Consider the following 23,075-nt stretch of genomic DNA (forward strand, 5'->3'; position numbering starts at 1 on the left):
AGCGATTAGGCCCGAAAGCCACCTACAAACGGAACGCCCGAACCGCCGTATTCAGCTCTCCACCAAGCCTCAACAACTGCTCACCCTGATCCCGTCCTTCGCCGATCCGCTGCAAATTGTCCTCACCCAGACCATGAATCCGTTCACTGTGATCGCGGATCTCGCTGACCGCGCCGCTCTGCTGCGCGGTGACATCGGCGATGCGCTCGGCGGTGTCGGCGATGGTCTGGATCGCAGTGACGATTTCATCCAGCGCACCATCGGCGGCCTGGGCCTGATTGGCGGTGGCTTCGGCGTGTTCGAGCTGGGCGCGCATGCCGTCCACCGACTCGCGCGCCGCTTGTTGCAGACGGGTGATGAGGGTCTGGATCTCCCCCGTGGCGCCTGTGGTGCGCTGCGCCAGTGAGCGGACTTCCTCGGCCACCACGGCGAAGCCGCGGCCCATTTCGCCGGCCCGCGCCGCTTCGATCGCGGCATTCAGGGCCAGCAGGTTGGTCTGCTCGGCGATAGCGCGAATCACCGTCAGGACGCCGCCGATGGTCGCCGACTCCTGGGCCAGTTCTTCGATCATCTGCGCGTTGCCTTGCACTTCGTCCACCAGCTTGCGCAGCCCGGTCAGGCTCTGGCCGATCACGGCCTGGCCCTGTTCCACTGCTTCACCGGCCTGGCGGCTGGCGTCGGCGGCCTGGCTGGCATCGCCTGCGACCTGGACGATCGTGGCTTCCAGTTCACCCAGCGCATCGCGAATCTGCGCGGTATCGCCGGCCTGGCGCTCGGCGCCGTCGTGCAGCGCGCTGCTCATGCCGGCCAGGGCGTGGCTGCTGCCGGCGACCTGTTCGGCGTTATGACGGATGGTCCCCACCAGTTCCACCAGGTAGTCGCGCAGGCGGTTCAGGGAATCCTGAATGTCGTGCATCTCGCGGTTGCTGGGCGGCAGGGCGATCGGCTTGCTGAAGTCGCCGCTGGCCCAGTCCGACAGCGCCGGGTCGAGGTTGGTCAGTACCCGCGCCAGACGCCGCTGCAGGCGGTCGATCACCAGGGCGATCAGCAGAATCAGAGCGATCATGACGCCTTGCATCAGGCGCACTTCGCTCTGGATCTGGGCGTGCTGGCTGCGTACGCCGGGCTCCAGATCAGCGATGGCCTGCTGCACAGCGGCGATGCGCGATTGAGTGGTAGCCGCCAGCTCACCGCGGCGCTGGATCTGCTCGCGGGTGCGTTGCAGTTCCGCAGGGTAGCGACTGATCAGGCTGTTGAGTTCGCGGCGCAGGCCGACGGCGGTGTCTTCTGCCTCGCTCTTGCTCTCGCTTTCCAGGCCCATCATGGAGGCGAAATCGTCGGAACCCGAGGCACTGGCTTCCTTGACCCCCAGCAGCGGCAGGCCATCGAGAATGCGCGCCTGCCCGGCAATCAGGTTGAGTTCCCGTTCGACTTCCTCGGCCAGCTCGCTGCGGCCGCTGCTGACCAGCTTGTCGCGGGCCAGGGACAGGCGACTCAGGTGCAGCCCGGCTTCGAACAGCGGCGTGGTATAGCGCGTCGCTTCGCTGTTCTGGCTGTTCTGGCTGTAGCGCAGCCACTGTTCCAGGTTGGCGCCCAGTTCGCGTTCGGCCTGCAGCAGCAGGGCCTGCGGATCCCCGGCCAGCTTGCCGGCGGCCAACAGTTCATTGCTGGTGAAGGTGGCCAGGCTGTCCAGGCTCGGGCGCACGCTTTGCGCCAGTTCGGCCGGCAGTTGGCCCAGTTCTTCCTGCAACTGCTGGGTGGCCTGCAGGGCCGTGGCATGTTGCAGGGCGTCGCCGCTGGCGAGGTAGGTCTGGATGTTGCGCGCCACCTCGTTCTGGAACTGCTGGGACAGGCCCAGGTAACGCTCCATCAGCAGATAGGGTCGCTCCAGCGCGCGTTGCGACCACCACAAGGTGGCGCCCAGGGCGAGGCAGACCAGGACCAGTAACAGGGTGTTCAGATTGGTGAGCAGCTTGAGGCGCATGTGCGTGACTACCAACGGCTGGATGGCAAGCCACTGAACTTATTGCGTTTTTATGACGGGGTTATGACGAGGCGGGCCGTTCGGTAAAAAAAGTGGCCATTTGATTTCATGTCTCGACCCGCAGCACCCGATTGCGCCCGGCGGCCTTGGCGCGGTACAGCGCTTCGTCGGCGGCGGTGGCCATGCTCAGGGCGTCGAGTTCGTCATTCAGTTCCACCACGCCGGCGCTGAAGGTGCAGAACAGGTCCTGCGGCTGGGCGGGGTAGTGGATCTCGGCGAAGCGCCGGCGGATCTCGTCGAGCACTTTGTGCGCGGAGCCGACGTCGGTATTAGGCATGACGATGGCGAACTCTTCACCGCCGTAGCGGCCGATGAAGTCGGTCTTGCGCAGGCGTTGCTTGAGAAACAGCGCCAGGCTCTTGATCACCCGGTCGCCCATGGGGTGCCCGTGGCTGTCGTTGACCTTCTTGAAGTGGTCGATATCGAGCATGGCGAAGCTCAGCGGCAGGCTCTCGCGGCGGGCGCGGAAGCTGCAGTCTTCGAGCAGTTGCAGGATGTGAGTGTGGTTGTAGAGGCCGGTGAGGCTGTCACGAACCATCCGCGATTTCAGATTGCGGGCGCGGGCGGCACGGTTGCGCACGGTGGTGATCAGGTGGCGCGAGCGGATCGGCTTGGTCAGGAAGTCGTCGCCGCCTTCGCTCATGGCGTCGAGTTGCTTGTCCAGGTCGTCTTCGGCGGAGAGGTAGATGATCGGCACGCTGACGTAGCGGTCGTTGTGGCGGATCACCTTGGCCAGCTCGGCGCCGGTGCAGGCCGGCATGTACATGTCGAGGATGATCAGGTCGGGCTGGAAATCGGCCAGCTCGGCCATGGTCTGGATCGGATCGGTGAGCGTGCGGGTGACGATGCCGGCATTGTTCAGCAGGCGCTCGGTGTGCAGGCCCTGGGCGCGGGAGTCGTCGATGATGAGGACGCGAAACGGCTCGTACTGGGCGACGCTGGTGAGCAGTTCGACTTTCTCCAGCAGGCTCGACGCTTCGAGGGTGCCGGTGAGAAATTCCTGGCCACCGGCGCGCACTGCCGCGAGGCGGGTCGGGGTATCGGTTTCATGCAGGCTGAAGAACAGCAGCGGCACGCGCTGTTCCAGACCTTGCTGGGCTTGTTCCGCGAGCTTCAGGCCCTGGCCGGGACCGCCGAAATCCACGTCCATGACGATCGCCGAGGGCAGGCGCTCGCTCATCGACGCGTTGAAGGCGTTGGCACAGTCCAGCGCTTCCACGCCCAGGCCGAAGAACTCCAGTTGCTTGACCAGGCGCTCGGCCCGGTCATGGTCCTGAAGCATGATGTAGACCGGCTTGCGCAGCGGTGGCAGCGGCGTCTGTTCAAGGCGGTCGCCCTGACGCAGGCCGGTGCGCGACAGGCGCTGCATCAGGCGGTTGAGTTCGCTGATCAGGTTGCTGCTCAGCCGCGCGCTGTTGGCTTCGACCGCGTCCAGCACCTCGCCGATGGCGTCGGCCAGCAGGCTGTGTTCCGGTTGCTCGAAACGTACGGCGTAACGTTGCAGGCGCAGATTGGCCTCGCACAGTTCGCCCAGGTCGCCGGTGGACCATTCGCTGCGTTGCAGTCGCTGCCAGATCTCGAGGATCTGCCGGGCCTGATGAATGACCCGCTGGGCAAAGTGTTGCTTTAGTCGCTCGCGATTCGGGTCTTCTGGCTCGGTCATGTCCTGACTACTTATAAAGGTGAGGCAGTTCGAGTGATGGCTCTATGCTAGCACCACTTTCTGAGCAAACGAGTGCCCTGCATCAATTTTTTGACGCCGGAGAACAATTCAGTTCCTGACCCGTGAGTCGTTTATGCGATCCTCTGCCCTTGCTTTATAGTGCTGACACTCAGGCCGCCCCGGCGCCCGCGCATTTTCCGACAATCGTCGATGCGTCGGCACCAATGCCCGGAGGTTGCGGTCGAACCCTGGAAATGCCCCTGACCGATAAGGACAACGCCATGCTTGACTGGAAAAACCGTACGGGCAGCGCCGAAGCGCGCGAGGAGCGCAGCGCTGGTCGTTCCACGCCGAAAGACAGCTATTTCCGCGGCCTGCTCAGCCGTTCGCTGGCGGTAGTGATCGGCCTGTACCTGTTGGTGACGGTCGGCCTGGGTTGGTACTGGAGCGAGGAGCCCGCGCTGTTCCCCGTGCAGCAGAACGCCCAGATCGCCGCCGAGCAGAGCGGCCAGCAGATGGTGATCGGCTACACCACCATCGAAACCCTCAAGACTGTCGCCGGCACCCTGCTGAACAAGCCGGGCGGCTACATCTCCAACGACCGCTTCCCGCCGGGACTGTGGATGGACAACATGCCGAGCTGGGAATACGGCGTGCTGGTCCAGGTCCGCGATCTGTCCCGCGCCCTGCGCAAGGACTTCGCCCGCTCGCAGTCGCAATCGACCGAAGACGCCGATCTGGCCAAGGCCGAGCCGCGCTTCAACTTCGACAACAAGAGCTGGATCCTGCCGTCGAGCGAGTCCGAGTTCGAAGAAGGCATCAAGTCCCTGAGCCGCTATCAGGCTCGCCTGGCCGCCGCTGACAAGGGCGCGATCTTCTACACCCGCGCCGACAACCTGAACAACTGGCTGGGCGATGTCGCCACCCGTCTGGGCTCGTTGTCGCAGCGCCTGTCGGCCAGCGTTGGCCGGGTCAAGCTCAACAGCACCCTGAAAACCGAGGCGGTGGTCGCGGGTCAGGCACCGCAGCTGGATGAAGAGCTGGTTGAAACCCCGTGGATGCAGATCGACAACGTGTTCTACGAGGCCCGCGGTCAGGCCTGGGCGCTGTCGCACCTGCTGCGTGCCATCGAGGTGGACTTCGCCGACGTGCTGGCGAAGAAGAACGCAACCGTCAGCGTGCGGCAGATCATCCGCGAGCTGGAAGCTTCGCAGGAAGCGCTGTGGAGCCCGATGGTGCTCAACGGCAGCGGCTTCGGCATGTGGGCCAACCACTCGCTGGTCATGGCCAACTACATTTCCCGGGCCAACGCCGCAGTCATCGACCTGCGCCAGTTGCTGTCCCAGGGCTGATGAGCATCAGCGAAGCGGAGGCGGCGCATCGGGCCGCCTCGGACCTGGAACGGGTTGCCTGGGTCGATGAGGATGACCGCCTGCTCGGCGAGTTGCCGCGCGCCGAGTTGCGCGAGCGTGGCCTCATCGGCCGCTGCACCTTCATCCTGCTGTTCAACGGCGCCGGTCAGTTGTGCGTTCATAAGCGCACGCTGAGCAAGGCCATTTATCCCGGCTACTGGGATGTGGCTGCGGGCGGCATGGTCGCGGCGGGCGAGGAATACGCCGACTCGGCGGCGCGGGAACTGGCGGAAGAGCTGGGGGTGAGTGGCGTCGAGCTGCGCGCCCATGACCACTTTTTCTTCGACCAGCCGGGCAACCGGCTCTGGTGTTCGGTGTTCTCGGCCGTCTGGGACGGGCCTTTGCAACTGCAGCCGGAAGAGGTCAGCGAAGCCCGCTTCGTCAATCTCGAAGTGATCCACGAAGAGTCCCGCCACCTGCCGTATTGCCCCGACTCCCTGGCTGCCCTGAACCGGGTTTTCGACCGTCAAGCCTGACGTCGCGAAAATCGCCCAAAATGGCGCAGTTCTGTACTTAGCAACCGGCGCATTTGCCGTTACACTGCGCGGCCTTTTTCACCCTGCCGCGACCCGCTCACGGCAGGTGCGCTGCCCCTGCCAGAGTGGGGCTTCGCGGTCGATGTCCTGCCAGGGACAGCGACCAGTTTTTGTCCTCAACACAGAGGATCAAAAGTGGCCAAGAAAGCCTCATCATTTTCCGCCCTCGGCGGCCTGGTGTTCTCCACTGATGCAGGTCGGCACTGTCCGGACTGCAGCAAACCCATCGATGCCTGCATCTGCAAGCAGACGGTCATCCCCGAAGGTGATGGCATCGCCCGTGTGCGCCGCGAAAGCAAAGGTCGCGGCGGCAAGACGGTGACCACCATCAGCGGCGTCCCGCTGCCAGCCGAACAGCTCAAGGACCTCGCCACCACGCTGAAACGGCGTTGCGGCACAGGCGGCGCGTTGAAAGACGGCGTCATCGAAATCCAGGGCGACCATGTCGAGTTGTTGCTGGCCGAGCTGATCAAGCAGGGTTTCAAAGCGAAAAAATCCGGCGGCTGATCGCCTGCCTCGCTCTTGCGTGTCCGCAGCTTGTGCAGGGCGGGCGCAGGGCCGAGGCCCCCGGGACTTTTCGTCCAGCGTCTAAACTCGTTGCCTTGTGAGGGGTCTATGCCTGAACAGGGAAAATCGTCATTTTCATTTTTTACACTGCGCCATCCCGCTTGGCCGGTGTTACCTGACTTTCTTGAATAGGGGACTTCGATGTCCGTACGACGCACACGCAAAGACGATGGCAGCCAATGGACCGTGGCCGATAGCCGCAGTGTTTATGGGATTCGCCATTGGGGCGCGGGATATTTCGCGATCAATGAAGCGGGGCGTGTCGAAGTTCGCCCCAATGGCCCGGGCAGTGCGCCGATCGACCTGTTCGAACAGGTCGACGAACTGCGCAAGAGCGGCCTGTCGCTGCCACTGCTGGTTCGCTTCCCCGATATCCTGCAAGACCGCGTTCGCCAACTGACTGGCGCCTTCGACGCCAACATCGCGCGCCTGGAATACCAGAGCGAGTACACCGCGCTGTACCCGATCAAGGTCAACCAGCAGGAGGCGGTGATCGAGAACATCATCGCCACCCAGAATGTTTCCATCGGCCTGGAAGCCGGCTCCAAGCCGGAGCTGCTGGCGGTGCTGGCGCTGGCGCCGAAGGGCGGTACCATCGTCTGCAACGGCTACAAGGACCGCGAGTTCATTCGCCTGGCGCTGATGGGCCAGAAGCTCGGCCACAACGTCTTCATCGTCATCGAGAAAGAGTCGGAAGTGGGCCTGGTGATCGAAGAGGCCGCCGAGCTCAAGGTCAAGCCGCAGGTCGGCCTGCGTGTGCGCCTGTCTTCGCTGGCGTCGAGCAAATGGGCTGACACCGGTGGCGAGAAATCCAAGTTCGGCTTGTCCGCGGCGCAACTGATCTCCGTGGTCCAGCGCTTCCGTGATGCCGGGCTCGACCAGGGCATTCGCCTGCTGCACTTCCACATGGGCTCGCAGATCGCCAACCTGGCGGACTACCAGCACGGCTTCAAGGAAGCCATCCGTTACTACGGCGAACTGCGCGCGCTGGGCCTGCCGGTCGATCACATCGACGTCGGCGGCGGCCTGGGCGTGGACTACGACGGTACCCACTCGCGCAATGCCAGCTCGATCAACTACGACATGGACGACTACGCCGGTGTCGTGGTCGGCATGCTCAAGGAATTCTGCGATGCCCAGGGTCTGCCGCATCCGCACATCTTCTCGGAAAGCGGTCGCTCGCTGACCGCGCACCACGCCGTGCTGGTGGTGCAGGTGACCGACGTCGAGCGTCACAACGACGACGTGCCGGAAATCGAGAACAAGGAAAGCCTGCCGGAAACCGTGCAATGGCTGGTCGACCTGCTTGGCCCGACCGATATCGAGATGGTCACCGAGACCTACTGGCGCGCCACCCACTACATGAGCGACGTGGCGGCGCAGTACGCCGACGGCAAGATCACCCTGGCCGAGAAAGCCCTGGCCGAGCAGTGCTACTTCGCCGTCTGCCGGCGCCTGCACAACTCGCTCAAGGCGCGTCAGCGTTCGCACCGCCAGGTGCTCGACGAACTCAACGACAAGCTCGCCGACAAATACATCTGCAACTTCTCGGTATTCCAGAGCCTGCCGGACACCTGGGCCATCGGCCAGGTCCTGCCGATCCTGCCGCTGCATCGCCTGGATGAAGAACCGCTGCGCCGCGCGGTGCTGCAGGACCTGACCTGCGACTCCGACGGCAAGATCAACCAGTACGTCGACGAGCAGAGCATCGAGACCAGCCTGCCGGTGCACTCGGTCAACGAGGGCGAGGACTACCTGCTGGGGATCTTCCTGGTCGGCGCCTACCAGGAAATCCTCGGCGACATGCACAACCTGTTCGGCGACACCGACTCGGTGAACATCTACCAGAACCCGAACGGCAGCGTGTACCACGCCGGTATCGAAACCCACGACACCATCGAAGACATGCTGCGCTACGTGCACCTGTCGCCGGAAGAACTGATGACCCACTACCGCGACAAAGTCGCCAGTGCGCGCATCAGTGCCCGTGAGCGGACCCAGTTCCTCGACGCACTGCGGCTGGGGCTGACGCGGTCTTCGTACCTGTCGTCGTAATATCGCTGGTGTGAAACGGCCCGCCCTCGGGATTCCGGGGGCGGGCCTTTTTTTGGGGCGTCAGGTGCTTGCCAACAGCTTTGTTGCGCTCGATCTTGAGGGTGCTAAAAGTCTTCCGGCATACGCCTGACTACTGCGCAAACCACCCGTCCCGCCGCTGCAACCACCACCCCATTGCCCCCAGCGTCACCCCGCGCAAGGCCATGAACAACAGAAACGCCAACCACAACCCATGATTCCCCAGGTCGCTGGCGAACCAGGCGAAGGGCAGGGCGATGACGACGCTGAGCAACATGGCATCGCGCATCTCGCGAGCGCGGGTAGCGCCGATGAACAGGCCATCGAGCAGGTAGCTCCAGACGGCAATCAACGGCAGCAGCGCCAGGTACGGCAGGTATTCGAACGCGGTTTCACGCACGCTCGGAATGTCGGTCTGCATCTGGATAAACAGGTGCCCGCCGAGCAGGAACAGCACGGCAAACCCCACGCTGGCGATCAGTGACCAGCCACCGGCGATCACCAGTGAACGGCGTAACGCCGGACGGTCGTGGGCGCCGATGGCGTGGCCGCACAGGGCTTCGACGGCGTGGGCCAGACCGTCCAGTGCGTAGGCGGTCAGCAGCAGGCCATTGAGCAGCAGGGCGTTGGCGGCTACGGTCGCTTCGCCCATGCGCGCGCCTTGCACAGTGATGAGGAAGAACACCCCTTGCAGCGCCAGGCTGCGGATAAAGATGTCGCGGTTGACGCTGAGCATCGGGCGCCAGCTCTGCCAGCGTGCGAGCAGCGGCCAGATGATGTGACCGGGAAACGCGCGTAACGAGGGCCGGGTCAGCGCCAGCCCGATCAAGGCCCCGGCCCATTCGGCGATCACCGAGGCCCGCGCCGATCCGGCGACGCCCCAGTCCAGCCCGAGGACGAACCACAGATTGAGAACGATGTTCAGCAGGTTGGTGGTCAGCAGGATGATCAGCGGCGCGCGGGCGTTCTGCGTGCCGAGGAACCATCCGACCAGGGCGAAGCTGGCCAGCGCCGCCGGCAAGCCCAGCAGGCGGATCTGGAAAAACTGCAGAGTGCCTTGCTCCAGCTCCGCGCCGGGCTGCATCAGGCCCACGGCGAGGTGACTCAACGGGATGGCCAGCAGACCGAGCAACAGGGCGAAAAACAGCGCCAGCAACAGACCCTGAACCAGCACCTGGCGCAGCGCCGCGCCGTCGGATCGCCCGGCGGCCTGGGCGGCGAAACCGGTCGAGCCCATGCGCAGGAAACCCAGCACCGACACCAGCAGGGTGTACAGGCTGGCGCCCACCGCCACGGAGCCGAGCTGGTGGGCGTGGGGCAGGTGGCCAATCACCGTGCTGTCGACCAGGGCCACCAGTGGCACCGAGATGTTGGACAGGATCATCGGCGCAGCCAGGGCCCAGACCTTGTGGTGGGTGGGGCGGTGGCGCCAGTCGGCGAAGAATGAGGGCATGAAAAGTCCTTGATGTGACTGAGGCGCAGTCCTCGTTGTGAGCAGGTTCGCTCCTACAGAAGGGCAGCGCAGCAGCCTGAATCGGCACATTCTACCCACCTCGCCGCACTTTGCCGGGTGAACCCTGTCTCATCCCGCGGGCATTGGCCGGTGAAGCCGCCAGCCTTGATATATAGTTTCCCGTCTGATCCTGCTGCCAAAGAGTTATCCCCATGCTCAACAAAGGACTGTGGCTGGCCTGCGCGCTGGCGCTGCTCAGCGCCTGTGATTCGTCATCCGTCGATAAACCCGCGCCCGCCGAGAAGGCCGCCGCAACCGCTCCTGCGGCTACGCCGACCACCGTCGATGTCGCCGCGCTGGCCCAGCGCTACGCCGGCCGTGAGCTGAACGTGGTGGACGTCTCGGAGGTGCAGCTCGACGGCGCCAGTGCGCTGTCGGTGACATTCTCCGCGCCGCTGGACGCCGACCAGCCGTTCGCCGAGCGCCTGCACCTGGTGGACACGGTCAAGGGCAAGGTGGATGGCGCCTGGGAGCTGTCCAACAACCGCATGGAGTTGCGCCTGCGCCACCTGGAACCAAAGCGCAAGCTGGTGCTGACCATCGATGCCGGTCTGCTCAGCGTCAACGGCCAGCGCCTGGCCGGTGAATATGTCAGCCGCCTGGAGACGCGTGACATGGAGCCGAGCATCGGTTTCGCCAGTCGCGGTTCGCTGCTGCCGACTCGCCTGGCCGAGGGCCTGCCGGTGATCGCCCTGAACGTCGCCAAGGTCGATGTCGAATTCTTCCGCATCAAGTCCGAGTCCCTGCCGACCTTCCTCGGTTCGTGGGGCCGCAACAGCGCGTTGCAGAGCTACGAGGCCAATGAACTGCTGCCCATGGCCGATCTGGTCTACGCCGGTCGCTTCGACCTGAACCCGGCAGCCAACACCCGCGAAACCCTGCTGCTGCCCATGGCCGGGATCAAGCCATTGCAGGAAGCCGGCGTCTACCTGGCGGTGATGCGTGCCTCCGGCACCTACAACTATTCGCAGCCGGCGACCCTGTTCACCCTCAGCGACATCGGCCTGTCGGTGCACCGCTACAGCAATCGCCTCGATGTCTTCACCCAGGCGCTGGAGGGTGGCAAGGCCCTGAGTGGCGTCGAGCTGGACCTGCTCGACAACGAGGGCAAGCTGCTCGGCCAGGGCAAGACCGACAGCAGTGGCCACGCGCAACTGCCGCTGCCACCCAAGGCCGACGTGCTGCTGGCGCGCCAGGGCGAGCACACCACGCTCTTGCGCTTGAACAGTGCCGCGCTGGATCTTTCCGAATTCACCGTCACCGGCCCGCAGGCCAACCCGTTGCAGTTCTTCGTCTTCGGCCCGCGCGACCTCTATCGTCCCGGCGAAACCGTGCTGCTCAATGGCCTGCTGCGCGACCAGGACGGCAAGCCGGTCAACGCCCAGCCGATCAACGTGGAAGTGCGTCGGCCGGACGAGCAGGTCAGTCGCAAGTTCGTCTGGGAAGCCGATGCCAACGGTTTCTATCAGTACCCACTGCAACTGGCCGGCGAAGCGCCGACTGGGCGTTGGCAATTGCTGTTCGACCTCGGCGGCGGCAAGCGTCAGGTTCACGAATTCCTCGTCGAAGACTTCCTGCCCGAGCGCCTTGCGCTGGAACTCAAGGGCAGCGATACGCCGCTGAGCCCCGACGAGACCGCCGAAGTCAGCGTCAACGGCCGCTACCTGTATGGCGCGCCGGCGGCGGGCAACCGGCTCAGCGGCCAGGTCTATGTGCGGCCGCTGCGCGAGGCGGTACCGGCATTGCCCGGCTACCAGTTCGGTTCGGTCACCGAAGGCGAGTTGAGCCACGACCTGGAGCTGGAAGAAAGCACCCTTGATGCCAATGGCGAGGCGACGATCAGCATCGCCAGCGAATGGGCCGAAGCCCGCTCGCCGCTGCAACTGACGGTGCAGGCCAGCTTGCAGGAGTCCGGTGGCCGGCCGATCACCCGGCGCCTGGAACAACCGATCTGGCCAGCGGAACGTCTGCCGGGCCTGCGCGGTTTGTTCGAGGGCGAGGAAACCGATGGCGATGCCCCGGTGGAAATCGAACTGCTGATGGCCGACCGCGACGGCAACAAGCTCGCCGCAGAAAACCTGCGCGTGCGCCTGGTGCGTGAGCGCCGCGACTATTACTGGAACTACTCGCAGAGCGACGGCTGGAGCTACAACTTCAACGAGAAACAGCTCACCGAAAGTGAACAGAGCATCAACGTTCCCGCCGGCAGCACCACCAAGCTCAGTTTCCCGGTGGAGTGGGGCCCTTACCGTGTCGAAGTGGAAGACCCGGATACCGGCATCACCAGCAGCCTGCGCTTCTGGGCCGGTTACCGCGCCCAGGACAACGCCGACGGCGGCGCGGTGCGCCCTGACCAAGTGCGTCTGGCCCTCGACAAGCCGGCCTATAACGATGGCGACACCGCCACCGTGACGGTCACCCCGCCCGCTGCGGGCAAGGGCTACCTGATGGTGGAAGGCAATGACGGCCCGTTGTGGTGGCAGGAGATCGACGTCCCCGCCGAGGGCAAGGCCTTCGAGGTGAAGCTCGACCCGAAATGGGCGCGGCATGACCTCTATGTCAGCGCGCTGGTGATCCGTCCGGGCGAGCGCAAGGCCAACGTCACACCGAAGCGCGCCGTGGGCGTGCTGCACCTGCCGCTGGATCGTGCCCAGCGCAAGCTAGCGCTGACCCTCGACGCACCCGCGAAGATGCGGCCCAAGCACCCGCTGACCGTCAACATCGAAGCGCGCAATGCCGATGGCAGCGTGCCGAAGCAGGTCCAGGTGCTGCTGGCGGCAGTGGACGTCGGCATTCTCAATATCACCAGCTACGTCACCCCTGATCCGTTCACCGGCATGTTCGGCCGCAAGGCCTACGGCGCTGACCAACTGGATATCTACGGGCAACTGATCGAAGCCGGCCAGGGCCGTCTCGCCAGCCTCGCCTTCGGTGGTGACGCCGGCATGGCCAAGGGCGGCAAGCGTCCGGACACCAGCGTGACCATCGTCGCCCTGCAAAGCGCGCCGGTGACCCTCGACGCGCAGGGCAAAGGTCAGGCGACCGTGGAGATTCCCGACTTCAACGGTGAATTGCGCCTGATGGCTCAGGCCTGGAGCGAAGACCGCTTCGGCGTGGCCGAGGGCAAGACCGTGGTTGCCGCGCCGCTGATCGCCGAACTGTCGGCGCCGCGTTTCCTCGCCGGTGGCGACCGCACCAGCCTGGCGCTGGACCTGTCCAACCTCACCGAACAACCGCAGACCCTCGCGGTGGCGCTCGCCACCGAAGGCCAGTTGGACCTGCTGGGCTCGTCCCATCAGACGCTCAAGCTCAAGCCCGGCCAGCGCGTCACGCTGCAGGTGCCGGTGCAGGCCAAGGGCGGCTTCGGCCAGGGCCGCGTCACCGTGCGCGTCGATGGCCTGGTGCTGCCGGGCGAGACCGACACCGGCTTCTCCCGTGACTGGACCCTCGGTGTGCGCCCGGCGTATCCGGCGCAACTCAAGCACTACCGCGTGGCGCTCAAGGACGAGCCATGGAGCTTGCCGGAGCAGGATCTGGCGCTGTTCGAGCAGGCGGGACTGGAAGCGACCCTGGCGTTGTCGAGCCGGCCGCCGCTGAACCTCGCCGAACAGATCCGCGCGTTGAAAGCCTATCCCTATGGTTGCCTGGAGCAGACCACCAGCGGCTTGTACCCATCGCTCTACGCCGATGCCGCCACCCTCAAGCGCCTCGGCCTGACCGGCGAGCCGGCCGCGGATCGCCAGCGCAAGATAGAGATGGGCATCGAACACTTGCTGGGCATGCAGCGTTACAACGGCAGCTTCGGCCTGTGGAGTTCCGATGGTGACGAGGAGTATTGGCTGACTGCGTATGTCACCGATTTCCTCCTGCGCGCCCGTGACCAGGGCTTCGCCGTACCGCCCGAGGCCATGAAGAAGGCCAGCGAGCGACTGCTGCGATATGTGCAGGAGCGCAACCTGATCGAGGTCAACTACAGCGAGAACGCCGAGCACAGCCGCTTTGCCGTGCAGGCTTACGCCGCGCTGGTGTTGTCCCGCAGCCAGCAGGCGCCGTTGGGCGCCCTGCGCAGTCTGTTCGAGCGTCGCGCCGATGCCCGTTCCGGTCTGCCGCTGGTGCAACTGGCGATCGCCCTCGACACCATGGGCGACAAGCCTCGTGGCGAGCAGGCCTTGCAGGCCGGGCTGGCGGTCACCCGCGACAACGCGTGGATGGCTGACTACGGCAGCCCGTTGCGGGACCAGGCGCTGATCCTCGCCTTGCTCGACGAGTACAAGCTCGCCAGCAAGGTGATTCCGGATCGCCTGTTCCAGCTCTCCGATCAGTTGGCCGCCAGTCCGTGGCTGTCTACCCAGGAGCGCAACGCCCTGTTCCTCGCCGGTCGTGGTCTGGCGCAACACCCCGAAGGGCAGTGGAAAGCACAACTGGACAGCGCCGGCGAAACCCGCGAGCTGAGCCCGACGCAATCCGGCCTGCACCTTGAGGGCGCGTTACTGGCTTCGCCGCTGACCGTGCACAACGAAGGCGAGCAGACGCTTTACCAGCGCCTGACCTTATCTGGTTACCCGCGTCAGGCACCGGCAGCCAGTGGCAACAACATGAGTATCCGTCGCGAGTACCTGGGCATGAATGGCCAGGCGCTGGATCTGCGTTCGCTGGAAAGCGGCGACCTGGTGCTGGTGCACCTGGCGATTCAGGCCAAGGCCCGGGTGCCGGATGCGCTGGTGGTGGATCTGCTGCCGGCGGGACTGGAACTGGAAAACCAGAACCTCGCGCAAAGCGCCGCCAGCCTGGAAAACGCCAGCAGCGCGGTCAAGCAATGGCGTGAGGCGATGGAGAACGCCAACGTGGTTCACCAGGAGTTCCGTGATGACCGCTATGTGGCGGCGTTGAACCTCGATGGTTATGGCACCACCCACCTGCTGTATCTGGCGCGGGCGGTAACCCCGGGCAGTTACCGGATTCCGCCGCCGCAAGTGGAGTCGATGTACCGGCCGGACTGGCAGGCTGTGGGCGATGGCGCTGGAGAGATGGTCATCAAGGGCCGTTGAAATCAATGGGGGCCGCAAGCGCGGCCCCCACTGTTCAATGCACTACCCAACTCAACACCCACAACCCCAACAATGCCCAGATGATTCCGGCAATCACCGATGCCCGCATGAACGCCCTGACCGCTGAATACAACAGCAGCAACCCGATGATCAGAATCAGGATGCTGATGAGCGACGTGTCCATGCCCAAGGTGCTTGCCAGGCCGTCGATGAATTTCGTTCCGGCGTTGGCCAGCAGCGCAAACAGCCCGCTTAGGGCGTCCACCACGAAGTGGATGACGGCGCCTATCGCTTGTCCCAGCCACTCGAAAAAACCTTCTACATGCATGGTTGTGTCCTGATGATCGTCACAGCGTTCACGCTGCCTTCCAGCCTTTGGCTATCGCCAGGCCATTACGGTTCCCTGATGGAGTGCTTCCGATGTTCAGCGTAGCCCTGCCGCGTGGTCGCAAGGCCCGCTTGGCAACCCTGGTGCTGCTGGCGGGACTGGGGCTGGTGGCGCTGCTGTGGCTGGCCGACCGGATCTGGCCGTTGCCCCTGCCCGAGGATGATCTGGCCCGGGTGGTGCTGGCCGAGGACGGTACGCCGTTGTGGCGCTTCGCCGATGCCGAAGGCGTCTGGCGTTACCCGGTCGGTGTCAAGGAAGTCTCGCCGTTGTACCTGCAGGCCCTGCTCACCTATGAGGACCGTTGGTTCTATCGCCATCCCGGGGTCAACCCGCTGGCACTCGGGCGTGCGGCCTGGCAAAACCTCAGTGGAGGCCGGGTGTTGTCGGGCGGCAGCACCTTGTCGATGCAGGTGGCGCGCCTGCTCGATCCACACTCGCGCACCTTGCCCGGCAAGCTGCGCCAGCTCTGGCGCACGTTGCAACTGGAGTGGCATTTGTCCAAGCGCGAGATCCTCGAGATTTATCTCAATCGCGCGCCCTTCGGCGGCACCCTGCAAGGCGTGGCGGCGGCAAGTTGGGCGTACCTGGGCAAGTCACCGCTGCACCTGACGCCCGCCGAGGCGGCGCTGCTCGCGGTACTGCCGCAAGCGCCCAGCCGCCTGCGCCCGGATCGCCATCCGCAGCGCGCCACCGCCGCCCGCGACAAGGTGCTGCAGCGTCTCGATGAATATCAGGTGTGGCCGAGCCAGCAGATCCACGAAGCCATGGAGGAACCACTGCTGCTCGCCCCGCGCCAGGAGCCGGCACTGGCACCCTTGTTGGCGCGACGCCTGAACCGTGCAGACAGCCCGCCGCTGATTCGCACCACCCTCGATGCCGTGTTGCAACGGCGCCTGGAAGACCTGCTGATCGGCTGGCGTGCGCGGCTTCCCGAGCGGACTTCGGCGGCGATCCTGGTGGTCGAGTCGCAGACCATGGCGGTCCGCGCTTACCTCGGTTCGGTGGACCTCAATGACGAGCGTCGTTTTGGTCACGTCGACATGATCAGCGCCTGGCGCTCGCCGGGCTCGACCCTCAAACCGTTTCTCTACGGCATGGCCATGGACGACGGCCTGATCCACTCCGAATCGCTGTTGCAGGATGTGCCGCGGCGTTATGGCGACTATCGCCCCGGCAATTTCTCCATGGGCTTCAGTGGTCCGGTGGCGGCTAGCTCGGCGTTGTCGCTATCGCTCAACCTGCCGGCGGTGCAATTGCTGGAAGCCTACGGGCCGAAGCGCTTCGCCGCGCAACTGCGCGCCGCAGGTGTTCCGCTGGCGCTGCCGGCGTTGGCCGAGCCGAACCTGTCGCTGATCCTTGGTGGGGGTGGCAGCCGTCTGGAAGATCTGGTCGCTGGCTACAGCGCCTTCGCCCGCGACGGCATGAGCGCCAGCCTGCGTCTGCAACCGGATGCGCCGCTACTGGAGCGGCGCCTGCTGTCGCCGGGCGCGGCGTGGATCGTGCGGCGTATTCTCAGCGGTCAGGCCCGCCCTGACCGTGATCCGCATGCCGAACTGGTGCAGCGTCCGACGCTGGCCTGGAAGACCGGCACCAGCTACGGCTTTCGCGATGCCTGGTCGATCGGGGTCGGGCCGCGTTACCTGATTGGCGTCTGGATCGGTCGTCCTGACGGCACGCCGGTGCCGGGGCAGTTTGGCCTGGCCTCGGCCGCGCCGTTGATGCTGCAAGTGCACGATGTGTTGAGCAACCGCGACAGCCAGCGTGGCATTGCCGCCCCTGTGCCGGCAGTGCCGGCCAATGTCGGGGTGGCAGCGATCTGCTGGCCGCTGGGCCAGCCGCTGACGCGCAGCGATCCCAATTGTCGACGCCAGCGGTTTGCCTGGACGCTGGACGGCACCACCCCGCCGACACTGATGGCGCAGGACCAGCCACTGAGTGTCGGGTTGCTGGAGCGGGTCTGGGTCAATGATCGGGGTTTGCGGGTCGATGCGGCGTGCCCCGGCGCGCAGTCGCGGGATATCGCGCTCTGGCCCGCGCCGTTGGAACCGTGGCTGTCGCGCGTGGAGCGGCGCGATGCGCGGCTACCGGCGACCGATTCCGCTTGCCCGCCACAGGTGCCAGCAACGGCACCGCCGCTGTCCATCGTCGGCGTGCGCCAGGGCGACCAGCTGCGGCGTCCGGCCACCAGTCGCGAGACACTGCATGTGGATGTGTCCGCGCTGGGTGGCGATGGTCAGCGCTGGTGGTTCCTCAACGGTGCGCCGCTGGGTGAAACCGCCGGCCAGAGCCTGTTGAAGGCCAACCTCGACGAGGCGGGCCAGTACGAACTGAGCGTGCTCGATGCCAGCGGCCAGACCGCGCGGCTGACTTTCCAGGTCACTCAGTAGCGGCGAATCATCCACACCCCGCCGAGGATCAACACCAGCCCGGCGATCTTGCCGAGGCTGGCCGGCGCTTCACGAAAGCCCGCCCAGCCGAAATGGTCGAGGGCCATGGCCATCGCCAGTTGCCCGGCCAGCACCAGCGCCATGAACAGCATGGCGCCGATGCGCGGGCCGGCGAAGGCGGCGGTGGTGATGAAGAACGCCCCCAGCAGCCCGCCGCTCCAGTGCCACCAGGTCAGGCCTTTCAGGGCGGTGAGGCCGGGCATCTCACGCTGGCTCAGAACCAGCGCCAGCAGGGCGACGGTGCCCACCGCAAATGAAATAAGGGCGGCGGCCAGCACGCTGGACACCTGTTTGGCCAACTGGCCGTTGATACCGGCCTGCAAGGGCAGGAAAGCACCGGCGATAAAGGGCAGGCAAAGCAGCCACCAGACAGGGGCAGGCATGGAAAATCTCCAGGGAAAAAGTGCTACGAAACTCGCCGGACAAGCTCCCGGTCAAGTGAAAACCCGCAAGGGGGCGCGGAGTCTACTGTAGTCAACGGGGTTTCCCGAATCGCTTTTCATGCATCGCCGCCGGGCTGCCAATGCGTGTGCCAGGCACCAGAAATTGGCGCCAGCTACCCGTCAAATGGATATAGCGCGAAAGTCGAAGTGCTATCACCTGGGCTGAAAGAGGTTTTCAAGCCATTGAACTAAAAGAACTTTTTTGGCCATCGCCGGCGTATATAAACGGTTAATACCAAGTTCAGAATTGTGACTCCTCGCTTGGGGGGCTGATATGGCGTTACGGAAGTGGAGGTTCCGCTCTGGGACCGTCCGTAAACACCAAGCAGCGGCAGCGAAAGCTATGGAGTCGCCATCATGAATACTCAAGCGTGGATTAAGGCAAGCACAGCACTGGCATTGGTTCTGGCTGTAACCGCATCGGCGGGTTGCAGCAGTGGTGGCGGTGGCCATCACAGCTCAGTGGACGGTTCTTCGCAAACTGACGGCGGCGGTGCTGCCGGCGGAGGCGATGGCGGAACCGGTGGCGGCACGGGCGGCGGTGATGGTGGAACCGGCGGTGGCGGCACGGGCGGTGGTGATGGTGGAACCGGCGGTGGCGGAACCGGTGGCGGCGGTACGGGCGGTGGTGATGGTGGAACCGGCGGAGGCGGCACCGGCGGTGGCGGTACGGGCGGCGGTGGCACTGGCGGTGGCGGCACCGGTGGCGGTAACGCCGGCGGTGGTGGCAACACCACCACACCTCTCATTACCGGCCAGGTTCTGGATCAGGTCGGCACCGGGGTCTCCGGGGTTGGAACGGCTGTCAGCAGCCTTGGTACGACTGTCAACGCGTTGCCGGTGCTGGGCAACGTCAATGCCGGTGGCCTGGTGAACTCCGCGGGTCAAGCAGTCACCAGTATCGGTACTGGGGTGAGCAACGGCCTCGGCGAACTGGGCACTGGCGGTAATGCCGTTGGCAAGACCCTTTCCGGGGTCGGCGCTGGTGTCGCGAACCTTGGCAGTGGAGTACAGGCACTCGCCGGTAGCAATGTCATCGAGCAGGTACCTGTGGTTGGTGGCCTGGTCGGCCAGGTTGGCCAAGCGGTCACCATGCTGGGCAACACTCTCGACACTCAGAGCACGACTGGCCCGCTCGGCAGTCTCAACCAGCAACTCAGCAACACCGCTGTGCAAGTCGTGTCGTTGGTGGAGAACACCACCGGCAACCTGGGCAAGGTGACCGGGCTGGGCAGCCCGGTTGATGGTGTGGTACAGAAAGTCGGTGGCCTGGTCGACAAGGTAGGCGACAGCGTCACCGCCGCCGGCAACGGTAACCCCCTTACTACTGCGGTGGGTGGCTTGCTGAGTAATGTCGGTGGTGGCACCTCTACCGCCGGTGGCCTGGTTGGCGACGGCAAGGCGGGTGGTTCGACGGGCTTGCTGGAAACCGTGGGCGGCGTCGTTGCAGGTGTCGGAACCGGCCTCGATGCAGGCAGCAATAATGGTGTGGTGAGCGCTGGCGGCAATGCCACGACCGGTGTTGGCGGCACGGTGGCTTCGCTGGGAACGCTGCTTGGCGGTAACGGTGTCGCCAGCAGCGGCGCGGCCGCACCGGCTGCGGCACTGACCAGCTCGGTGAGCTCGGCGGTTACGCCGGTCGTCAACACTGTCGCTGGCGTGACCCAGCAGGTCGGGGCTGCTACTGGCCTGGGCGCTCCGGTGAGCGGTCTGGTCGGTCAGGTCGGCGGTGCAGTCAGCGGGCTTGGGACCCAACTGGCCAATGCTACTAACAACCCGGTAGTGGATCAGGTTGGCGCAACGCTTAATGCAGTCGGGGCAACGGTTACCCAAACGGGCGGCCTGGTCAACGGCCAAGCCAGCGGTGGTGGTGTCGGCGCAGGGCTCAGTGGCGTGGTCAACACGGTAACCAATACCTTGAGCGGTGCGACTGGCGGAACGGGTGGTGCAGGCGCAGGGCTTGGTGGCGTGGTCAACACGGTAACCAATACCTTGAGCGGTGCGACTGGCGGAACGGGTGGTGCAGGCGCAGGGCTTAGTGGCGTGGTCAACACAGTAACCAATACCTTGGGCGGCGCGACTGGCGGAACGGGCGGTGCCGGTGCAGGGCTGGGTACCGTGGTCAGTACCGTGACAGGAACCTTGAATGGCACCGTCGGGGCCAGTGTCGGTGGTTCCGTGGGGGCCGGTGCCGGAGCTACCGGCGGCGTTGGCGGCCTGCTCAACGGCCTGACCGGGGGCCTCAAAAAATAAAAAGCCATCACTGTTGTTAGACGATCTTACGGGCAACACCTACGCTTGAGTCTGACGAGGGAACCGCCTTGGTTCCCTCGTACTTTTCAGGATCATGGAGTGTCCTATGCGATCGATGGCAGTCGCGTTAGTGGGTTTGTCCTGGGTCAGTGTGCTTCAGGCCGAGCCGCTCCCAAGCTATCTGAACAGCAACGAAACCGAACGCAACCTGCCGGCGCCCAACTTGCCGGCTGATGCTTTCAGGCCGACAACTCCCAAGCTGCAAGTGCCGAGTCCGGCAACCGCTCAACCCCAGCCGCTGATGATGAATACCAAGGTGCTGATCCACAAGATTCGCATCGAAGGCGGGACGGTTTACCCGCTGAGTGAATTGCGTGAGAACTACCAAGGGCTGCTCGATCGCGAGGTGACGGTCGGCGAGCTGATCGAGGCAACCCGGCGTCTCACCCAGCGGTACCAGCAGGACGGCTACCTGTTGTCCTACGCGTTTCTCCCCGTACAGGATTTCGCCGAAGGCCGGCTGCGGGTCGTGCTGGTCGAAGGCTATATCAGTGATTACGAACTGCAGGGCGATGTTGGTCGTGTCTCGGGCTACCTGGACAAACTGGTGACCAAGCTCAAGGCCGTACGACCGCTGACGCGCAAGGCATTCGAACGCTACACCTCGCTGATGAGCCGCGTGCCCGGGATCACCTTGCAGGCCAGTGTGCCTCCACCCGGCACCACCGACGGGGCGAGCAAGCTGATGGTGCAGGCTTCCCGCAAGCCGTTCACCACCACGATGAACCTCACCGACGGTAGTCGCGACGATATCCAGGCCCTGTTCGGCGCCAACAGCAACGCGCATACCGCGGTAGCCGAGCAATTGAGTATCAGCGCCCTGTTTCCTCCCGGCGAGGACAAGGAACACTACTTCCGCGCCGACTATTCGCAGTCCCTGGACAGCGAAGGCACCCAACTGATCCTGTCGGCATCCCGCTACCGCAGCGACCCCAGCGCGGTGGTGCGGCTGACGGATAACATCAACCTCAAGCAGCACCGCGAAAACGACCGCTACTCCATCGGCCTGACCCATCCGCTGATCGCCTCGCCCAACGAGTGGCTGAGCCTGTCAGCACGCTTCTACGCCGTAGACGACACCACCGATTACCGCGTGATCGGCTTCCCGCTGAAAGTCAGCACCAACACCGACATCCGCGCCCTGGCCTTCGAAGGCGATTGGCGCAAGGCGACTGAAAAGCAGCTACGGATCATCAGTGCGGGCGTCTATCAGGGCCTCGATCATTTCGGCGCCAATACCAACGCGGGCTACGACCTGGATTTCTTCCGCCTGCGCCTGTCCGGCGTACAGAGCGACCGCTTCTTCGACAACTGGCAGGGCGTGGCTTCCGCCGCGTTGTACTGGACCGACGACAGCCTGCCCGACAGCGAGCGGGCGGTGTTCGGTGGGCAGAACTTCGGGCGCGGTTACCCCGTGGACCAGGCGTCAGGCGACAAGGGCTGGGGCGCGGCCTATGAGGTCAACTACAGCTTCAAGCGCGAGGGCGAGTGGGTGAAGATGCTGCAGCCTTATGTGGTGCTGGATGCGGCGCGGACCTGGTTCAACGAACTGCAGGTGCAGGACTCGCGAATGTCATCTCTGGCCCTCGGCCTGCGCTTTGGCGATGCGCGCTATTACAACATCTCGCTGGAAGCAGCCAAGCCGATGTCGGACATGGCGCTGGACAGTTTCAACCGCCGGCCGCGGTTCACCGTGAGCTTCAGTTATCAGTTGTGAGTGAGCCGTAATGGAAAAGCCCCGGGGCTGCAAAGCAACCCCGGGGCTTTTACGTATGCGCTAGGGAACAGCGTGCAGTCTGTCGTGCATGCTCTCCAGCGGAAACAGGCTGCTCAGCGTATCCAGCAAGCGGGTGTGATAGATCGGTTTGCGAAAGACCCCCTGTACCTGCAAGCGTTCCAGTTCGTCGGCGACAACGGGGTCGATCTGTCCACTGCAGACGATCACCGGCAGATACTCGCGGGCCGTGTGGTCGCGCAGGCGTTTGATCAAGGAGATGCCGGATTCTTCCGGCATGTTCAGGTCGGTGATGACCAGGGCGATATCCGGGTGCCGGGTCAACTGCTGGAGGGCGAGCTTCACCGATGTCGCCACATGGCAACGAAAGCCTTCGCCGTCCAGCAGTTCAGCCAGTTCGTTCAACGCTTCCTCTTCATCATCCACTAACAGCAACTGTTCACGTGGGTGGGAAGCTGGCATGGCGTGGTCCTGTCACGGGTTACGTGGGCTGGTTGGTCATCGCTTCACGGCTATGCCGGCGCACGGTTAATCGGCGGCGGGCAGAGCGCCCTCGATCGACGTGAAGATGGTGGTCACACCTTCGGAAATGGTTGGCACAAATGCCACCAGCGCAACGGCCACCATGGCGGCGACCAGCGCATATTCGATACCCGACGCGCCGTCGGTACGCTGAAAGAAGCCCCGGATCGACTGGATGATTTTGGAAAGACGCATGATGTTGCTCCTTGCGCTGGAAGCGCTGGTAACGCGGGGCTTTGGTGATTCCCCTTTGCCACCTGAGCATCGCCAAGAGTTAACCCTTCAGCAAATGTAAGAAAGCATTAATGCCAAAGTAATAATGGAAAACTGCCGCCAATAAGCTGTTGTTTTACGGGGGTGACAGAAATGCC

15 protein-coding genes and 1 pseudogene are annotated in these 23,075 nt (G+C 64.4%); 9 read left to right on the plus strand and 7 right to left on the minus strand.

The annotated features are described in order from the left end of the window. Window positions 1-22: 22 nt before the first annotated feature. The gene (locus NTD82_RS21940) at window positions 23-1,984 is read right to left on the minus strand and encodes a methyl-accepting chemotaxis protein (RefSeq protein WP_262130208.1); all 1,962 of its coding nucleotides are present in this window, start codon (window positions 1,982-1,984) and stop codon (window positions 23-25) included. Window positions 1,985-2,090: 106 nt separating this feature from the next. Further along, window positions 2,091-3,707 carry a diguanylate cyclase gene (locus tag NTD82_RS21945; RefSeq protein ID WP_095156042.1) on the minus strand — a complete coding sequence of 539 codons (1,617 nt, stop codon included), beginning with the start codon at window positions 3,705-3,707 and terminating at the stop codon, window positions 2,091-2,093. 281 nt (window positions 3,708-3,988) lie between these two features. Between NTD82_RS21945 and NTD82_RS21950 the strand changes: the two genes are divergently transcribed. From NTD82_RS21950 to speA, 4 genes are all read left to right on the plus strand, one after another. Next, on the plus strand, window positions 3,989-5,059 hold the full coding sequence (locus NTD82_RS21950) for a DUF2333 family protein (RefSeq protein ID WP_095156119.1): 1,071 nt from the start codon (window positions 3,989-3,991) through the stop codon (window positions 5,057-5,059). Further along, entirely contained in the window at window positions 5,059-5,595 is a 537-nt protein-coding gene (locus tag NTD82_RS21955; protein ID WP_262130209.1) for an NUDIX hydrolase, read from the plus strand. The genes NTD82_RS21950 and NTD82_RS21955 overlap by 1 nt, the downstream gene beginning before the upstream one ends. Before the next feature lie 195 nt (window positions 5,596-5,790). Continuing rightward, complete coding sequence (locus tag NTD82_RS21960) at window positions 5,791-6,162, plus strand: translation initiation factor Sui1 (protein ID WP_095156044.1); 372 nt, start codon at window positions 5,791-5,793, stop codon at window positions 6,160-6,162. Between the two features lie 201 nt (window positions 6,163-6,363). Next, a complete protein-coding gene (gene speA / locus NTD82_RS21965; RefSeq protein WP_262130210.1) occupies window positions 6,364-8,277 on the plus strand; it encodes an arginine decarboxylase in 1,914 nt (637 codons plus the stop codon). Between the two features lie 130 nt (window positions 8,278-8,407). Here the strand turns inward: speA and NTD82_RS21970 are convergent, their stop codons facing one another. Next, complete coding sequence (locus tag NTD82_RS21970) at window positions 8,408-9,748, minus strand: MATE family efflux transporter (RefSeq protein ID WP_262130211.1); 1,341 nt, start codon at window positions 9,746-9,748, stop codon at window positions 8,408-8,410. A gap of 212 nt (window positions 9,749-9,960) precedes the next feature. Here NTD82_RS21970 and NTD82_RS21975 point away from each other — a divergent pair, with 212 nt between their 5' ends. Further along, on the plus strand, window positions 9,961-14,856 hold the full coding sequence (locus NTD82_RS21975; RefSeq protein WP_262130212.1) for an alpha-2-macroglobulin family protein: 4,896 nt from the start codon (window positions 9,961-9,963) through the stop codon (window positions 14,854-14,856). 34 nt (window positions 14,857-14,890) lie between these two features. On the opposite strand, the gene NTD82_RS21980 is transcribed toward NTD82_RS21975, so the two are convergent. Next, window positions 14,891-15,184: a hypothetical protein gene (locus NTD82_RS21980; protein WP_262130213.1), complete on the minus strand. Its 294-nt coding sequence runs from the start codon at window positions 15,182-15,184 to the stop codon at window positions 14,891-14,893. A gap of 92 nt (window positions 15,185-15,276) precedes the next feature. On the opposite strand from NTD82_RS21980, the gene pbpC reads away from it, so the two are divergent. Beyond that, a complete protein-coding gene (pbpC, locus tag NTD82_RS21985) occupies window positions 15,277-17,631 on the plus strand; it encodes a peptidoglycan glycosyltransferase PbpC (protein ID WP_262130214.1) in 2,355 nt (784 codons plus the stop codon). Here the strand turns inward: pbpC and NTD82_RS21990 are convergent. Further along, on the minus strand, window positions 17,625-18,074 hold the full coding sequence (locus NTD82_RS21990; RefSeq protein ID WP_095156050.1) for a DMT family transporter: 450 nt from the start codon (window positions 18,072-18,074) through the stop codon (window positions 17,625-17,627). The two genes, pbpC and NTD82_RS21990, sit on opposite strands and share 7 nt — an antisense overlap. 417 nt (window positions 18,075-18,491) lie before the next feature. On the opposite strand from NTD82_RS21990, the pseudogene NTD82_RS29470 reads away from it, so the two are divergent. From NTD82_RS29470 to NTD82_RS22000, 3 genes and pseudogenes are all read left to right on the plus strand, one after another. After that, window positions 18,492-19,199, plus strand: a pseudogene (locus tag NTD82_RS29470) (hypothetical protein); the annotation flags it as partial. Window positions 19,200-19,226: 27 nt separating this feature from the next. Then, window positions 19,227-20,387 (plus strand): collagen-like triple helix repeat-containing protein, encoded by a 1,161-nt coding sequence (locus tag NTD82_RS29475; RefSeq protein WP_410017078.1) that lies wholly within the window; start codon window positions 19,227-19,229, stop codon window positions 20,385-20,387. A gap of 106 nt (window positions 20,388-20,493) precedes the next feature. Continuing rightward, window positions 20,494-22,164, plus strand: coding sequence for a ShlB/FhaC/HecB family hemolysin secretion/activation protein (locus tag NTD82_RS22000; protein WP_262130215.1), 1,671 nt, complete (start codon window positions 20,494-20,496; stop codon window positions 22,162-22,164). A gap of 60 nt (window positions 22,165-22,224) precedes the next feature. Here NTD82_RS22000 and NTD82_RS22005 read toward each other — a convergent pair whose 3' ends face one another. Further along, on the minus strand, window positions 22,225-22,644 hold the full coding sequence (locus NTD82_RS22005; RefSeq protein ID WP_262130216.1) for a response regulator: 420 nt from the start codon (window positions 22,642-22,644) through the stop codon (window positions 22,225-22,227). A gap of 66 nt (window positions 22,645-22,710) precedes the next feature. Then, window positions 22,711-22,899, minus strand: coding sequence for a Flp family type IVb pilin (locus tag NTD82_RS22010; RefSeq protein WP_262130217.1), 189 nt, complete (start codon window positions 22,897-22,899; stop codon window positions 22,711-22,713). Window positions 22,900-23,075 lie beyond the last annotated feature (176 nt).

Source organism: Pseudomonas sp. 5P_5.1_Bac1 (assembly GCF_025466015.1).
GTDB lineage: Bacteria > Pseudomonadota > Gammaproteobacteria > Pseudomonadales > Pseudomonadaceae > Aquipseudomonas.

Bases quoted from the DNA above. Each gene is read 5' to 3' on its own strand.
- NTD82_RS21940 (WP_262130208.1), bottom strand. From the start codon at position 1,984: ATGCGCCTCAAGCTGCTCACCAATCTGAACACCCTGTTACTGGTCCTG.
- NTD82_RS21945 (WP_095156042.1), bottom strand. From the start codon at position 3,707: ATGACCGAGCCAGAAGACCCGAATCGCGAGCGACTAAAGCAACACTTT.
- NTD82_RS21950 (WP_095156119.1), top strand. From the start codon at position 3,989: ATGCTTGACTGGAAAAACCGTACGGGCAGCGCCGAAGCGCGCGAGGAG.
- NTD82_RS21955 (WP_262130209.1), top strand. From the start codon at position 5,059: ATGAGCATCAGCGAAGCGGAGGCGGCGCATCGGGCCGCCTCGGACCTG.
- speA (WP_262130210.1), top strand. From the start codon at position 6,364: ATGTCCGTACGACGCACACGCAAAGACGATGGCAGCCAATGGACCGTG.
- NTD82_RS21970 (WP_262130211.1), bottom strand. From the start codon at position 9,748: ATGCCCTCATTCTTCGCCGACTGGCGCCACCGCCCCACCCACCACAAG.
- NTD82_RS21975 (WP_262130212.1), top strand. From the start codon at position 9,961: ATGCTCAACAAAGGACTGTGGCTGGCCTGCGCGCTGGCGCTGCTCAGC.
- NTD82_RS21980 (WP_262130213.1), bottom strand. From the start codon at position 15,184: ATGCATGTAGAAGGTTTTTTCGAGTGGCTGGGACAAGCGATAGGCGCC.
- pbpC (WP_262130214.1), top strand. From the start codon at position 15,277: ATGTTCAGCGTAGCCCTGCCGCGTGGTCGCAAGGCCCGCTTGGCAACC.
- NTD82_RS21990 (WP_095156050.1), bottom strand. From the start codon at position 18,074: ATGCCTGCCCCTGTCTGGTGGCTGCTTTGCCTGCCCTTTATCGCCGGT.
- NTD82_RS29475 (WP_410017078.1), top strand. From the start codon at position 19,227: ATGCTGGGCAACACTCTCGACACTCAGAGCACGACTGGCCCGCTCGGC.
- NTD82_RS22000 (WP_262130215.1), top strand. From the start codon at position 20,494: ATGCGATCGATGGCAGTCGCGTTAGTGGGTTTGTCCTGGGTCAGTGTG.
- NTD82_RS22005 (WP_262130216.1), bottom strand. From the start codon at position 22,644: ATGCCAGCTTCCCACCCACGTGAACAGTTGCTGTTAGTGGATGATGAA.
- NTD82_RS22010 (WP_262130217.1), bottom strand. From the start codon at position 22,899: ATGCGTCTTTCCAAAATCATCCAGTCGATCCGGGGCTTCTTTCAGCGT.